The 14004-nt window shown below is 55.1% G+C and carries 24 protein-coding genes; all 24 read left to right on the top strand.

Going from position 1 to position 14004, the window contains the following annotated elements; genetic code table 11:
• The first annotated feature begins 8 nt into the window (after positions 1–8).
• On the top strand, positions 9–2114 hold the full coding sequence (gene fusA / locus GJU83_RS17390; protein ID WP_153634814.1) for an elongation factor G: 2106 nt from the start codon (positions 9–11) through the stop codon (positions 2112–2114).
• Positions 2115–2149: 35 nt separating this feature from the next.
• Positions 2150–3346, top strand: coding sequence for an elongation factor Tu (tuf, locus tag GJU83_RS17385; RefSeq protein ID WP_153634813.1), 1197 nt, complete (start codon positions 2150–2152; stop codon positions 3344–3346).
• Positions 3347–3531: 185 nt separating this feature from the next.
• Positions 3532–3843, top strand: a complete 312-nt coding sequence (gene rpsJ / locus GJU83_RS17380) for a 30S ribosomal protein S10 (protein WP_004580743.1) — start codon at positions 3532–3534, stop codon at positions 3841–3843.
• Between the two features lie 76 nt (positions 3844–3919).
• The gene (rplC, locus tag GJU83_RS17375; protein ID WP_008174858.1) at positions 3920–4558 is read left to right on the top strand and encodes a 50S ribosomal protein L3; all 639 of its coding nucleotides are present in this window, start codon (positions 3920–3922) and stop codon (positions 4556–4558) included.
• 11 nt (positions 4559–4569) lie between these two features.
• The gene (gene rplD, locus GJU83_RS17370; RefSeq protein WP_008174860.1) at positions 4570–5175 is read left to right on the top strand and encodes a 50S ribosomal protein L4; all 606 of its coding nucleotides are present in this window, start codon (positions 4570–4572) and stop codon (positions 5173–5175) included.
• Positions 5172–5465 carry a 50S ribosomal protein L23 gene (gene rplW / locus GJU83_RS17365; RefSeq protein WP_008174862.1) on the top strand — a complete coding sequence of 98 codons (294 nt, stop codon included), beginning with the start codon at positions 5172–5174 and terminating at the stop codon, positions 5463–5465. The genes rplD and rplW overlap by 4 nt, the downstream gene beginning before the upstream one ends.
• Positions 5466–5482: 17 nt before the next feature.
• Positions 5483–6310, top strand: coding sequence for a 50S ribosomal protein L2 (rplB, locus tag GJU83_RS17360; protein WP_069185080.1), 828 nt, complete (start codon positions 5483–5485; stop codon positions 6308–6310).
• Positions 6311–6333: 23 nt separating this feature from the next.
• Entirely contained in the window at positions 6334–6609 is a 276-nt protein-coding gene (rpsS, locus tag GJU83_RS17355) for a 30S ribosomal protein S19 (protein ID WP_007154011.1), read from the top strand.
• Between the two features lie 16 nt (positions 6610–6625).
• Complete coding sequence (gene rplV, locus GJU83_RS17350; protein ID WP_069185081.1) at positions 6626–6958, top strand: 50S ribosomal protein L22; 333 nt, start codon at positions 6626–6628, stop codon at positions 6956–6958.
• Between the two features lie 11 nt (positions 6959–6969).
• Positions 6970–7653, top strand: a complete 684-nt coding sequence (gene rpsC / locus GJU83_RS17345) for a 30S ribosomal protein S3 (protein ID WP_008174872.1) — start codon at positions 6970–6972, stop codon at positions 7651–7653.
• A gap of 12 nt (positions 7654–7665) precedes the next feature.
• Positions 7666–8079, top strand: coding sequence for a 50S ribosomal protein L16 (rplP, locus tag GJU83_RS17340; RefSeq protein WP_069185082.1), 414 nt, complete (start codon positions 7666–7668; stop codon positions 8077–8079).
• Entirely contained in the window at positions 8079–8270 is a 192-nt protein-coding gene (rpmC, locus tag GJU83_RS17335) for a 50S ribosomal protein L29 (RefSeq protein ID WP_008174877.1), read from the top strand. Before rplP ends, rpmC begins: the two co-directional genes overlap by 1 nt.
• A 1-nt stretch (position 8271) precedes the next feature.
• Positions 8272–8538 (top strand): 30S ribosomal protein S17, encoded by a 267-nt coding sequence (gene rpsQ / locus GJU83_RS17330; RefSeq protein WP_008174879.1) that lies wholly within the window; start codon positions 8272–8274, stop codon positions 8536–8538.
• Between the two features lie 18 nt (positions 8539–8556).
• On the top strand, positions 8557–8925 hold the full coding sequence (gene rplN / locus GJU83_RS17325) for a 50S ribosomal protein L14 (protein WP_007154005.1): 369 nt from the start codon (positions 8557–8559) through the stop codon (positions 8923–8925).
• Between the two features lie 17 nt (positions 8926–8942).
• A complete protein-coding gene (gene rplX / locus GJU83_RS17320; protein WP_069185083.1) occupies positions 8943–9263 on the top strand; it encodes a 50S ribosomal protein L24 in 321 nt (106 codons plus the stop codon).
• 15 nt (positions 9264–9278) lie between these two features.
• Positions 9279–9818, top strand: a complete 540-nt coding sequence (rplE, locus tag GJU83_RS17315) for a 50S ribosomal protein L5 (protein ID WP_008174883.1) — start codon at positions 9279–9281, stop codon at positions 9816–9818.
• Positions 9819–9830: 12 nt separating this feature from the next.
• Entirely contained in the window at positions 9831–10136 is a 306-nt protein-coding gene (gene rpsN / locus GJU83_RS17310) for a 30S ribosomal protein S14 (protein ID WP_012139779.1), read from the top strand.
• An 88-nt stretch (positions 10137–10224) separates the two neighbouring features.
• Positions 10225–10617: a 30S ribosomal protein S8 gene (gene rpsH, locus GJU83_RS17305; RefSeq protein WP_069185084.1), complete on the top strand. Its 393-nt coding sequence runs from the start codon at positions 10225–10227 to the stop codon at positions 10615–10617.
• Positions 10618–10626: 9 nt separating this feature from the next.
• Entirely contained in the window at positions 10627–11160 is a 534-nt protein-coding gene (gene rplF / locus GJU83_RS17300) for a 50S ribosomal protein L6 (RefSeq protein WP_008174888.1), read from the top strand.
• A gap of 9 nt (positions 11161–11169) precedes the next feature.
• Positions 11170–11517 carry a 50S ribosomal protein L18 gene (rplR, locus tag GJU83_RS17295; RefSeq protein ID WP_041341459.1) on the top strand — a complete coding sequence of 116 codons (348 nt, stop codon included), beginning with the start codon at positions 11170–11172 and terminating at the stop codon, positions 11515–11517.
• Positions 11518–11529: 12 nt separating this feature from the next.
• Positions 11530–12030 (top strand): 30S ribosomal protein S5, encoded by a 501-nt coding sequence (gene rpsE, locus GJU83_RS17290; RefSeq protein ID WP_008174892.1) that lies wholly within the window; start codon positions 11530–11532, stop codon positions 12028–12030.
• Positions 12031–12034: 4 nt separating this feature from the next.
• Complete coding sequence (rpmD, locus tag GJU83_RS17285; RefSeq protein ID WP_012139786.1) at positions 12035–12223, top strand: 50S ribosomal protein L30; 189 nt, start codon at positions 12035–12037, stop codon at positions 12221–12223.
• 1 nt (position 12224) lies between these two features.
• The gene (gene rplO, locus GJU83_RS17280) at positions 12225–12659 is read left to right on the top strand and encodes a 50S ribosomal protein L15 (RefSeq protein ID WP_069185085.1); all 435 of its coding nucleotides are present in this window, start codon (positions 12225–12227) and stop codon (positions 12657–12659) included.
• 17 nt (positions 12660–12676) lie between these two features.
• Complete coding sequence (secY, locus tag GJU83_RS17275; RefSeq protein ID WP_064230335.1) at positions 12677–13999, top strand: preprotein translocase subunit SecY; 1323 nt, start codon at positions 12677–12679, stop codon at positions 13997–13999.
• Positions 14000–14004: the final 5 nt, after the last annotated feature.

Genomic DNA, 14004 nt, shown 5'->3' with positions numbered 1-14004 from the left:
TTTATACAGTGGCACGCAAGACTCCTATCAAGCGTTACAGAAACATTGGTATTTGTGCGCACGTTGATGCGGGCAAAACCACAACCACCGAGCGGGTCCTGTTCTATACAGGTATTTCCCACAAGATCGGTGAGGTCCATGATGGTGCAGCTACCATGGACTGGATGGAGCAGGAGCAGGAGCGTGGTATTACCATCACCTCTGCTGCGACTACGACATTCTGGCAGGGTATGGACAAGCAGTACCCTGAGCACCGGATCAACATCATCGACACCCCGGGGCACGTTGACTTCACTATCGAAGTAGAGCGCTCCCTGCGTGTGCTTGATGGTGCGGTTGTTGTGTTCTGTGGTTCCTCCGGTGTTGAGCCTCAGTCCGAGACCGTATGGCGCCAGGCCAACAAATACGAAGTTCCCCGCATGGTGTTCGTCAACAAGATGGACCGTGCCGGTGCCAACTTCCTGCGCGTTGTTGAGCAGATCAAGAAGCGTCTGGGCGCAAACTGTGTTCCCATTCAGCTGCCGATCGGTGCTGAGGACAACTTTGCCGGTATCGTGGACCTGATCCGTAACAAGGCCATCTACTGGAACGAAGCTGACTCCGGTGCGACCTACGAGCAGAAAGATGTTCCCGCGGAAATGGCAGACGAAGTCGCCATGTACCGCGAGCAGATGGTTGAAGCCGCCGCAGAAGCCAACGAAGAGCTGATGGAGAAGTACCTCGAAGAAGGTGAGCTGTCCATCGACGATATCAAGAAGGGTCTGCGCATGCGCACCCTGGCCAACGAAATCGTTGTTGCTACCTGTGGTTCTGCGTTCAAGAACAAGGGTGTTCAGGCGGTTCTGGACTCTGTTATCGAGTTCCTGCCTGCGCCGGACGAAGTCAAGGCCATTCGTGGTGAAGTTGACGACGAAGGCACCGAGGAAACCCGTCCGGTTGACGACGATGCACCGTTCGCCGCTCTGGCGTTCAAGATTGCTACCGACCCGTTCGTAGGTACTCTGACCTTCTTCCGGGTTTACTCCGGTAAGCTTGAGTCCGGTAATGCCGTCTACAACTCGGTGAAGGGCAAGAAAGAGCGCGTCGGCCGTATGGTTCAGATGCACTCGAAGGATCGTCAGGAAATCAAAGAAGTTCTGGCGGGCGACATTGCCGCAGCTATCGGTCTGAAGAGTGTGACCACTGGTGACACCCTGTGCGACGAGAATCACAAGATCATTCTCGAGCGCATGGAGTTCCCGGAGCCGGTAATTTCCGTTGCGGTTGAGCCGAAGTCCAAGGCCGACCAGGAAAAGATGGGCGTTGCTCTCGGTAAGCTGGCTCAGGAAGATCCGTCTTTCCGTGTCCGTACCGACGAGGAGTCCGGTCAGACCATCATCTCCGGTATGGGTGAGCTTCACCTGGACATCATCGTTGACCGTATGCGTCGCGAGTTCAAGGTAGAGGCCAACATCGGTAAGCCGCAGGTTGCCTACCGTGAGTGCATCCGCAAGCCGGTAGACGTCGAAGGCAAATTCGTGCGTCAGTCCGGTGGTCGTGGTCAGTACGGTCACGTCAAGCTGAAGCTTGAGCCGCTGCCGCTGGATGATGAAGATGGCGAAAACTTTATCTTCGTGAATGAGATTGTTGGTGGTGTTGTTCCCAAGGAATACATCCCGGCAGTTCAACAGGGTATTGAAGAGCAGATGCAGAACGGCTGTCTGGCCGGGTATCCGCTGCTGCGTATCAAGGCAACCCTGTATGACGGTTCCTATCACGACGTCGACTCCAACGAGATGGCCTTTAAGGTCGCCGGTTCCATGGCAATGAAGAAGGGTGCCCTTGAGGCGAACCCGGCACTGCTCGAGCCGATCATGCGTGTTGAAGTTGTGACGCCGGAAGACTACATGGGTGATGTTGTTGGCGACCTGAACCGTCGTCGTGGTGTCATCCAGGGCATGGACGAAGGTCCTGCCGGTAAGGTCATCCGTGCAGAGGTTCCGTTGTCGGAAATGTTCGGTTACGCCACCGACCTGCGTTCTGCAACGCAAGGCCGGGCGTCCTACGCGATGGAGTTCTCTGGTTATTCAGAGGCGCCTTCGAACATTGCCGAAGCGATCATTAAAAAGGGTTGATCCCCAGGACTTAAGAAACAGGAAGAGGTGTAACCGTGTCTAAAGAAAAATTTGAGCGTAGTAAACCGCACTTGAACGTAGGCACCATCGGTCACGTTGACCATGGTAAGACCACCCTGACCGCAGCGCTGACCCGCGTATGTCACGAAGTTTGGGGTACAGGTACCGCCAGCGCATTCGATCAGATCGATAATGCGCCGGAAGAGAAGGCGCGTGGTATCACCATCGCCACTTCCCACGTTGAGTACGATTCTCCGACCCGTCACTACGCTCACGTAGACTGCCCGGGCCACGCTGACTATGTTAAGAACATGATCACTGGTGCGGCACAGATGGACGGCGCGATCCTGGTTTGCTCCGCAGCTGACGGCCCCATGCCGCAGACCCGTGAGCACATCCTGCTGTCCCGTCAGGTTGGTGTACCTTACATCGTTGTGTTCCTGAACAAAGCGGACATGGTAGACGATGAAGAGCTGCTCGAGCTTGTCGAGATGGAAGTTCGTGATCTGCTGAGCCAGTACGACTTCCCGGGCGACGACACTCCGATCATCACTGGTTCCGCGCTGATGGCGCTGGAAGGCAAGGATGACAACGAGATGGGTACTACCGCTGTCAAGAAGCTGGTAGAAGCTCTGGATGACTACATCCCTGAGCCGGAGCGTGCGATCGATCAGCCTTTCCTGATGCCGATCGAGGACGTCTTCTCCATCTCTGGTCGTGGTACTGTTGTGACCGGCCGTGTTGAGCGTGGCGTTATCAAGACTGGTGACGAAGTCGAGATTGTTGGTATTCGTGATACCGTCAAGACCACCTGTACCGGTGTTGAAATGTTCCGCAAGCTGCTGGACGAAGGCCGTGCCGGTGAGAACATTGGTGCACTGCTGCGTGGTACCAAGCGTGACGACGTTGAGCGTGGTCAGGTTCTGGCGGTTCCGGGTTCCATCACTCCGCACACCAAGTTCGAGTGCGAAGTGTACGTTCTGTCCAAAGAAGAAGGTGGTCGTCACACTCCGTTCTTCAAGGGCTACCGTCCGCAGTTCTACTTCCGTACTACCGACGTAACCGGTTCTTGCGAACTGCCGGAAGGTGTGGAAATGGTTATGCCGGGTGACAACGTCAAGATGAGTGTTACCCTGATTGCTCCGATCGCCATGGAAGATGGTCTGCGCTTCGCGATTCGTGAAGGCGGCCGTACCGTTGGTGCCGGCGTAGTCTCCAAGATCATCGAGTAATCTCCTCGTTTGATCAGGAAAAAGGGGCTGATTCTTCAGCCCCTTTTTCTGTTTCAGTCGCAAAGCCTGCCTGACCTGGTCAACCAGCATTGTTGTTGACAGGGTTGGGTATTATGCATACAATGCGGCTCCTTTTTTTGAAGGTCGGCTAACAAGTAGCTGCTACGAGTGGAGTTTGGTGCATCATGCAAAGCCAAAAAATTCGAATCCGGTTGAAGGCGTTTGATTATCGCCTGATCGACCAGTCCACGCAGGAGATCGTCGATACCGCCAAGCGGACCGGCGCTCAGGTGCGTGGCCCTATCCCTCTGCCGACGCGGAAGGAAAAGTACACCGTATTGATCTCTCCGCACGTCAACAAGGACGCGCGCGATCAGTATGAAATTCGTACGCATAAGCGTTTGCTCGACATCGTTGAGCCGACGGAAAAGACAGTAGATGCTCTGATGAAACTGGACCTGGCAGCAGGTGTAGACGTTCAGATCAGCCTCGGCTAATACCGCCCGGTATTAGTCTGTGTAACTGTCATAAGGCCATAGAGGGTGAGAGCCCCGTACACTTAAGAGGTGAAACATGGCAATTGGTGTTGTCGGTCGTAAGGCCGGTATGACCCGTATTTTTACGGAAGATGGGCAGGCGCTGCCCGTAACGGTAATCGAGGTTGAGCCCAACCGCATTACCCAACTGAAAACTCTTGAAAGCGATGGCTACCGCGCCGTACAGGTGACAGTCGGTACTCGTCGTTCCTCTCGTGTTACCAAGAGCGAAGCGGGCCATTTTGCCAAGGCTGGCGTTGAAGCCGGTCGTGGTATGTGGGAATTCCGTCTTGCTGATGGCGAAGGTGAAGACCTGGCCGCCGGTGGCGAAATTACAGCTTCTGTATTTGAGGACGGTCAGGTGGTTGATGCCATCGGTCAGTCCAAGGGTAAAGGCTTCCAGGGCGGCGTAAAGCGCTGGAACTTCTCAATGCAGGACGCCACTCACGGTAACTCTCTGTCTCACCGTGCTCCGGGTTCCATTGGTCAGAACCAGACTCCGGGCAAGGTATTCAAGGGCAAAAAGATGGCGGGCCAGATGGGTAACGCTCAGGTAACTGTGCAGAACCTGAAGATCGTCCGTGTCGACGCCGAGCGCAACCTGCTGCTGGTAAGTGGTGCCGTTCCCGGCGCAACTGGCGGCGATGTTGTCATCAAGCCTGCAGTTAAAGCCTGAGGAGCGGTGCGATGGAATTGACTATTACAGGTAGCGGCAAAGGAATTTCTGTTTCCGACGCCGCATTCGCCAAAGATTTTAACGAGTCGCTGGTTCACCAGGTTGTGACTGCCTACATGGCAGGCGCCCGCCAGGGTACCAAGGCTCAGAAGACGCGTTCCGAAGTAAGCGGCGGCGGTAAGAAGCCATGGCGTCAGAAGGGCACCGGTCGTGCCCGAGCTGGTACCATCCGCAGCCCGATCTGGCGCTCCGGTGGCGTTACCTTTGCTGCCAAGCCCCGTGGCTTCGAGCAGAAGGTTAACCGCAAAATGTACCGCGCAGCGATGCGCTCCATTTTTTCCGAGCTGGTTCGCCAGGAGCGTCTGGTTGTTGTTGACGACATGAACGTTGACAGCCCGAAGACCAAGGCATTCAACGCCAAGCTGAAGGACATCGGTGTGACCAATGCGCTGATTCTGTCCGACAACGTCGAGCAGAACCTGCACCTGGCCTCACGCAACATCCCGCACGTTGATGTGCGTGATATTGCTGGTCTGGATCCGGTTAGCCTGGTTGCCTTCGAGAAGGTCGTTGTGACCGTTCCCGCTCTGAAGAAGATCGAGGAGATGCTGGGATGAATCAGGAACGTATTTACAAGGTCCTGCTTGGACCGCACGTATCGGAAAAAGCGTCTCTGGCAGCAGAGCGTGGTCAGGTTGTGTTTCGTGTAGCACCAGATGCCACCAAGCCCGAGATCAAGAAAGCCGTTGAGCAGCTGTTCAACGTCACCGTAGAAGGTGTTCAGGTTCTGAACCGTAAGGGTAAGCTCAAGCGCACTATCCGCGGGTTCGGCAAGCGTAATGACATTCGTAAGGCTTACGTCAAGCTGGCAGAAGGTCAGGACATCGATTTTCTGGATGTGGAATAAGGTAAAGGGGTCGTAATATGCCGATCGTCAAAACCAAACCAACATCTGCCGGACGCCGTCACGTTGTAAAGCTTTACAACCCGGATCTCCATACTGGGCGCCCCTACGAGCCGTTGGTAGAAAGAAAGAACAAGACGGGTGGTCGTAACAATGTAGGCCGCATCACAACCCGTCACACGGGTGGTGGCCACAAGAAGCACTACCGTGTCATCGATTTCAAGCGGACCAAAGATGGTATCCCGGCGGTCATTGAGCGCCTGGAATACGATCCGAACCGCTCTGCGCACATTGCACTGCTGAAGTATGCCGATGGCGAGCGTCGCTACATTATCGCTCCCAAGGGTATGCAGATCGGTGATCCTGTGCGCTCTGGTATCGACGCGCCAATCAAGGTGGGTAGCACTCTGCCGCTCCGGAACATTCCGGTCGGTTCTGTGATCCACTGCGTCGAACTCAAGCCTGGCAAAGGTGCACAGCTGGCTCGCTCTGCGGGCGCATCCGTACAGCTGGTTGCCCGGGAAGGTGCATATGCCACCATCCGCCTGCGCTCAGGTGAAATGCGTAAGGTGCTTGTAGATTGCCGTGCAACGCTGGGTGAAGTATCCAACAGCGAGCACAGCCTCAAGCAGCTTGGTAAAGCGGGTGCATCACGTTGGCGCGGCAAACGGCCAACAGTACGTGGTGTTGCTATGAACCCAGTTGACCACCCGCATGGTGGTGGTGAAGGGCGTACCTCTGGCGGGCGTCACCCGGTTACTCCGTGGGGTGTTCCGACCAAAGGGCATAAGACTCGTAAGAACAAGCGTACTGACAAGATGATAGTACGTCGTCGTTCGGCCAAGTAAACGACTACATAGAGGTAATTGCTGTGCCACGTTCTTTGAAGAAAGGTCCTTTTATAGACCTGCATCTGTTGAAGAAGGTCGAGGCAGCTCTGGAAGCTAACGACAAGCGGCCGATCAAAACCTGGTCCCGCCGGTCAACAGTCTTTCCAGAGATGGTAGGCCTGACCATTGCAGTCCACAACGGCAAGCAGCACGTGCCGGTTTATGTCACCGAAGATATGGTTGGACATAAGCTGGGTGAGTTCGCGGCAACGCGTACTTATCGTGGTCATGCGGCCGACAAGAAAGCTAAACGCTGATTCTGAGGTAATCGAAATGGAAGTAGCAGCCAAGTACAAGGGCGCTCGCCTCTCAGCTCAGAAAGCACGTCTTGTCGCTGACCAAGTACGCGGCAAGGCTGTTGAGGACGCCCTGAACATTCTGACTTTCAGCCCGAAGAAGGCGGCGGTCGTGATCAAGAAAGCTCTTGAGTCCGCCATCGCCAACGCTGAGCACAACGAAGGTCTGGACGTTGACGAACTGCGGGTTTCCACCGTCATGGTGGATGAGGGTCCGACGCTCAAGCGAATCAAAGCTCGAGCCAAGGGGCGCGCTGACCGTATTTTCAAGCGCACCTGCCATATCACCGTCAAGGTCGCCGACAAGTAGGAGATGCTCAGATGGGTCATAAAGTAAATCCAACCGGCATTCGCCTGGGTGTGATCAAAGAGCACAACTCAGTCTGGTATGCCGACAAAAAGGAATACTCCAAGAACCTGCTGAATGACATTCAGGTTCGTGAGTTCCTCGACAAGCGTCTGGTTAAGGCGTCTGTCAGCAAGATTGTGATCGAGCGCCCTGCTCAGAACGCCCGTATCACGATCCATACTGCCCGTCCCGGTATTGTTATCGGTAAGAAGGGTGAAGATGTTGATCGTCTGCGTCGCGAAGTCAGCGACATGATGGGTGTGCCTGTGCACATCAACATCGAAGAAGTCCGCAAGCCGGACCTCGATGCCCGCCTGGTAGCGCAAAACGTTGCCGGCCAGCTGGAGCGTCGTGTGATGTTCCGTCGCGCTATGAAGCGTGCGGTACAGAACGCCATGCGCCAGGGTGCCAAGGGTATCAAGATCCAGGTAGGCGGTCGTCTCGGGGGTGCTGAAATCGCGCGTTCCGAGTGGTATCGCGAAGGTCGTGTTCCTCTGCACACTCTGCGTGCAGATATTGATTACGCAACCTACGAAGCGCATACCACTTACGGCGTAATCGGCGTCAAGGTATGGATCTTCAAAGGTGAGATTCTTGGTGGTATGGAGCAGGTCCGTGCTGACAAGAAAGCCTCTGGGAAGAAAGGTTCTAAGTAAAGGGGCACTCTTATGCTGCAACCAAAACGCACCAAATTCCGCAAGGTAATGAAAGGCCGTAACACCGGTCTTGCTCACCGCGCCAACAAGGTGAGCTTCGGTGAATACGGATTGAAGGCGACCAGTCGTGGGCGTATAACTGCGCGCCAGATTGAGGCGGCACGTCGTACCATGACTCGCCGCATCAAGCGGGGCGGAAAGATCTGGATCCGGATTTTCCCGGACAAGCCGATCTCCAGCAAGCCGCTTGAAGTTCGAATGGGTAAAGGTAAAGGTTCTGTCGAGTATTGGGTGGCTGAAATCCAGCCAGGCCGCATGCTCTACGAGATGGAAGGCGTTGCTGAAGACGTAGCACGCGATGCGTTCACTCTCGCCGCGGCCAAACTGCCGGTACAGACCACCTTTGTAACGAGGACGGTGATGTGATGAAAGCAACAGAGCTGCGTGAAAAGTCAGTCGAGGAGCTGAACAAAGAGCTGATCGACCTCCTGAAGGAGCAGTTCAACCTGCGCATGCGTAAGGCGACAGGTCAGCTGAATCAGTCTCACCTTCTCGGCAAGGTGAAGCGCGACATCGCTCGCGTGAAAACAGTATTGAACGAAAAGGCAGGACAGTGACATGACCGAAGCTACCCAAACTGCCAGAACTCTGAGCGGCAAGGTCGTGAGCAACAAGATGGAGAAATCCATCGTGGTGCTGGTCGAGCGTCAGGTGAAACACCCGCTGTACGGTAAGTACATGAAGCGTTCAACCAAGATCCACGCTCACGATGAGAGCAATCAGTGCAACATCGGTGACACTGTGACCATTCAGGAAACCCGTCCGGTCTCCAAGACCAAGAGCTGGGCCCTGGTGGAAGTCACTGAACGTGCATCCAAGGTGTAATTCGCCCGGAGAACAACCATGATTCAGACTCAAACAATGCTTGAAGTCGCGGATAACAGCGGTGCGCGTCAGGTGATGTGCATCAAGGTCCTGGGCGGTTCACACCGGCGTTATGCCAGCGTTGGGGATATCATCAAGGTGACCGTCAAGGAAGCCATTCCCCGCGGTAAGGTGAAGAAAGGCCAGGTCCTGAAAGCTGTCGTGGTGCGCACTCGTAAGGGTGTTCGCCGTCCCGACGGTTCGCTGATCCGTTTCGACGGAAACGCGGCAGTACTTCTGAACAATCAGGACGCTCCTATCGGTACCCGTATCTTCGGACCGGTTACCCGTGAACTGCGTAATGAGAAGTTCATGAAAATTATCTCACTGGCACCCGAAGTACTTTAAAGGACCAGAGGCCGGTTATGAAAAAGATCAAACGAGATGACGAAGTAATCGTCACCACGGGGAAAGACAAAGGCAAACGTGGTAAAGTCCTGAAGGTTCAGGACGATGGCCGCATGGTTGTTTCAGGGATCAATATGATCAAGAAGCACACCAAGCCGAACCCGATGCTGGGCACCCCAGGTGGCATCGTCGAAAAAGAAGCACCTATCCAGGCTTCCAACGTGGCTATTTTTAATCCGCAGACCGGCAAAGCCGATCGCGTAGGCTTCCAGATCAAGGAAGACGGCGCGAAAGTGCGGATCTTCAAGTCCACGAATGAAGCTGTCGATAACCAGTAAGCGGTGGTGGTTACGATGCTTAACATGAAAGAGCAGTACAGTAAGGAAGTGGTACCCGCCCTGCAGAAAGAGTTCAGCTACAAGAACATCATGCAGGTGCCGCGTATCGAAAAGATCACCCTTAACATGGGTGTCGGCGAAGCGGTTGGTGACAAGAAGCTGATTGAAAATGCCGTGGCGGATCTTGAGCGCCTGGCAGGTCAGAAAGCCGTTGTTACCAAGGCACGTAAATCCGTTGCGGGTTTCAAGATCCGTGAAGGTTGGCCTATCGGCTGTAAGGTTACCCTGCGCGGCGAGCGTATGTGGGACTTCTTTGATCGCCTGGTTCACATTGCGGTTCCCCGCATTCGTGACTTCCGGGGTCTGAATCCCAAGTCGTTCGACGGTCGTGGTAACTACAGCATGGGTGTGCGTGAGCAGATCATTTTCCCAGAGATCGAGTACGACAAAGTCGACAAGATCCGTGGTCTGGACATCACCATTACCACCACTGCCGGTACCGACGATGAAGGTCGCGAACTGTTGAAAGCCTTCGGCTTTCCGTTCAAGAAATAAGGAACGAGTGTAATGGCTAAGGTTTCCATGAAAAACCGTGAGCTCAAGCGCGAAAAGACCGTTGCAAAGTTTGCAGCGAAGCGTGCCGAGCTCAAGGCGATTATCAAGAACCCGAATACCAGCGATGAAGAGCGTTGGGATGCACAGATGAAGCTTCAGCAGCTTCCTCGCGATGCTTCCCCCTCACGTCTTCGTAATCGTTGCCAGGTGACTGGTCGTCCCCACGGCGTTCTGCGCAAGTTCGAGCTGTCACGGATCAAGCTCCGTGAATACGGCATGCGCGGTGACGTTCCGGGCCTGACCAAGGCAAGCTGGTAAGATAGGCATCCTGACTTCGGTCAGGTGCCTGTTGGTAAGCGGTGCGGCAAGCCGCTGCACAACTAAAAAGATCAGGAGCCTCATACCAATGAGTATGCAAGACACGCTTGCGGATATGTTTACCCGTATCCGTAATGCACAGATGGCATCAAAAGCAGACGTTACGATGCCGTCTTCAAAGATGAAGATCTCCGTAGCCCAGGTCCTCAAGGACGAAGGTTACGTTGACGATTTCTCCGTTTCAGCCGACGCGAAGCCCGAGCTGACGATTACTCTGAAATACTTCGGCGGCAAGCCGGTCATTGAAGAGATCAAGCGGGTCAGCCGTCCGAGTCTGCGCCAGTACAAAGGCGCTGGGGAACTGCCGAAAGTATCCGGTGGTCTGGGAGTCGCGATTGTCTCAACGTCCAAGGGCGTTATGACAGACCGCGCCGCACGAGCTGCTGGCGTGGGTGGCGAAGTCATCTGCACCGTATTCTAGGAGATACACATGTCCAGGGTTGCCAATAATCCTGTCGTGCTGCCTTCCGGTGTTGAGGTTAAGCTGAACGGACAGGAAATTAGTGTGAAGGGTTCCAAGGGAGCGCTTCAAATCACCATTCACCAGGCGGTTGAAGTAAAGCAGGAAGAGAATGTTCTGCGCTTTGCGGCCCGCGATGGTGCTACAAAGTCCCGCGCTCTTGCTGGTACTACTCGTGCACTGGTCAACAACATGGTGACCGGTGTTTCAACAGGCTGGGAACGTAAACTCCAGCTGACGGGCGTAGGTTACCGTGCCCAGGCGCAAGGTAAGAAGCTCAATCTGACACTGGGTTTTTCTCACCCGGTCGAGTACGAGCTGCCCGAGGGGATTACCGCAGAAACTCCGTCCAATACGGAAGTTGTGATTCGCGGTATCGACAAGCAACAGGTTGGCCAGGTCGCTGCGGAAGTCCGCGCGTTCCGTCCGCCCGAGCCTTATAAGGGTAAGGGTGTTCGTTATGCGGATGAGCAGGTCAGACGCAAAGAAGCCAAGAAGAAATAAGGCGGGACTATGAGCGCGAATAACGAAAGATTGCGTCGCGCACGCAAAGTGCGCATGAAGATCCGTGAACTGGGTACCAATCGTCTGTGCGTTCACCGCACACCGCGTCACATGTACGCCCAGGTCACGACTGCAGACGGCAGCAAAGTGCTGGCTTCTGCCTCCACGTTGGATAAGGAACTGCGCCAGGGTGCAACCGGTAACGTGGACGCTGCCAAGAAGGTTGGTCAGCTGATTGCTGAGCGTGCCAAGGCAGCAGGTGTTGAGCAGGTTGCTTTTGACCGCTCCGGTTACCGTTATCACGGCCGTATTCAGGCTCTGGCCGACGCAGCCCGTGAAGCTGGCTTGCAATTCTAAGAGGTGGAGAAGATGAGCGTTAACGAACAGAAGGCGCCTGAGCTCCAGGAGAAGCTGGTCCAGGTCAATCGTGTCGCCAAGGTTGTTAAAGGTGGCCGTATTTTCGCCTTCACCGCACTGACAGTAGTGGGTGATGGTAAAGGTCGCGTTGGTTTCGGTCGTGGCAAGGCGCGTGAAGTGCCGGTCGCCATCCAGAAGGCCATGGAAGCTGCACGCAAGAACATGGTAGAAGTTCCGCTTGACGGCACTACCCTGCAATACCCGGTTAAGGCTCAGCATGGCGGCTCTAAGGTCTACATGCAGCCAGCTTCCGAAGGTACTGGTATCATCGCCGGCGGTGCGATGCGTGCGGTACTGGAAGTGGCGGGTGTTCAGAACGTACTGTCCAAGTGTTACGGGTCTACCAACCCGGTGAACGTGGTACGTTCCACCATCAAGGGTCTCCAGGCAACTCAAGCGCCTGAAGATATTGCAGCCAAGCGCGGTAAGACCGTGGAAGAGATTCTGGGTTGAAGTCATGGCGAACGCAAAAACGATCAAAGTAACTCTGACCCGCAGCCCCATCGGCTGCCAGCCCAAGCACAAGCTGTGCGTCAAGGGCCTGGGTCTTCGTAAAATCGGTCACACCGTGGAAGTGGAAGATACTCCGTCTATCCGCGGCATGATCAACCGGGTTGATTACCTGGTTCGGGTTGAGGAGAACTAAGATGCGTCTGAACGAACTTAGTCCGGAACCCGGTTCACGCCAGGCACCCAAGCGTGTCGGTCGTGGTATCGGTAGCGGTCTCGGTAAAACCGGCGGTCGTGGTCACAAAGGTCTGAAATCCCGTTCCGGCGGCAGCGTAGCGCCCGGTTTCGAGGGTGGTCAGCAGCCGTTGGCCCGTCGTCTGCCGAAGTTTGGTTTCACCTCCCGTCAGCAGCGTTACGTTGCAGAAATTCGCCTGAACGAACTGGCGAAGGTTGAAGGCGATGTGGTGGATCTGGAAGCCCTGAAGAAGGCGGACATCATTCGCGGGGAAATTCGCGAAGCCAAGGTTATCTTGTCTGGTGAATTGAGCCGGCCGGTAACCGTGAAGGGACTTCGGGTAACCAAAGGCGCGCGCGAGGCAATTTCTGCCGCGGGTGGTAAAGTCGAAGACTAAGGCGAGTCGAGGACTAAATGGCCAAGAACGCATCATTGCCTGCGGGCGCGGGTAAAGGACTGGCAGAGCTGCGATCGCGGCTCTGGTTTGTCTTCCTGGCATTGCTGGTGTACCGGATTGGTGCCCACATCCCGGTGCCGGGTATCAACCCCGACCGTCTGGCGGCACTGTTTGAACAGAACCAGGGCACAATCCTGAGCATGTTCAACATGTTTTCCGGTGGTGCGCTTGAGCGCATGAGTATCTTCGCTCTCGGTATCATGCCGTATATTTCGGCCTCTATTATCATGCAGCTCATGACTGCGGTCAGCCCGCAGCTTGAGCAGCTGAAAAAAGAAGGCGAAGCTGGTCGTCGAAAGATCAGCCAGTACACGCGGTATGGTACGGTTATCCTTGCCCTGGTTCAGGGTTTTGGTATTTCTGTCGGCCTGGCATCACAAGGTGTCACCTTCAATGACAGCTTCAGCTTCCACTTCGTGGCGGTTGTGTCGTTCGTAAGTGGCGCCGTGTTCATGATGTGGCTTGGCGAGCAGATCACCGAGCGGGGTGTCGGTAACGGCATTTCTCTCTTGATCTTCGCCGGTATTGTTGCCGGGTTGCCCGGCGCTATCGGTCAGACGCTCGAGCAGGCCCGTAATGGTGAGATGAGCCTGCTGGTCGTCCTGGGTATTGGCGTTCTTGCGGTCGCTGTCATTGGCTTCGTGGTGTTCATGGAGCGCGGTCAGCGCCGGTTGACGATCAACTACGCCAAGCGGCAACAGGGGCGCCGGGTGTTTGCTCAGCAGTCCAGCCATTTGCCTTTGAAGGTGAACATGGCGGGTGTCATTCCGCCGATCTTCGCCTCATCCATTCTGCTGTTCCCTGCATCTCTGGGTCAGTGGTTCGGCCAGGGCGAGGGTATGGAATGGTTGAGTGATATCTCCCAGGCCCTGGCGCCAAGCCAGCCGTTGTACATTATCCTGTTTGCGGCAGCAGTGGTTTTCTTCTGCTTCTTCTACACAGCGCTGATGTACAACCCGAAAGAAGTTGCGGATAACCTCAAGCGCTCTGGAGCGTTTATTCCGGGCATTCGTCCTGGTGATCAGACTGCCAAGTATATCGATGGTGTTCTGACCCGTCTGACGCTGTTCGGTGCAATGTACATTGCAGCAGTTTCCCTGTTCCCTCAGTTCCTGATGGTGGCCGGGAATGTTCCGTTCTATCTGGGCGGTACCTCACTGCTGATTGTTGTAGTCGTGGTGATGGATTTCATGGCGCAGGTTCAGTCGCACCTGATGTCCCATCAGTATGAATCACTGATGAAGAAGTCCAATCTCAAGGGCTATGGTCGGAACGGTTAACCCCG

Origin of the sequence: Marinobacter salsuginis (genome assembly GCF_009617755.1) — a bacterium.
Classification (GTDB): Bacteria; Pseudomonadota; Gammaproteobacteria; order Pseudomonadales; family Oleiphilaceae; genus Marinobacter; species Marinobacter salsuginis.
This window is presented reverse-complemented; position numbering and strand designations above follow the sequence as displayed.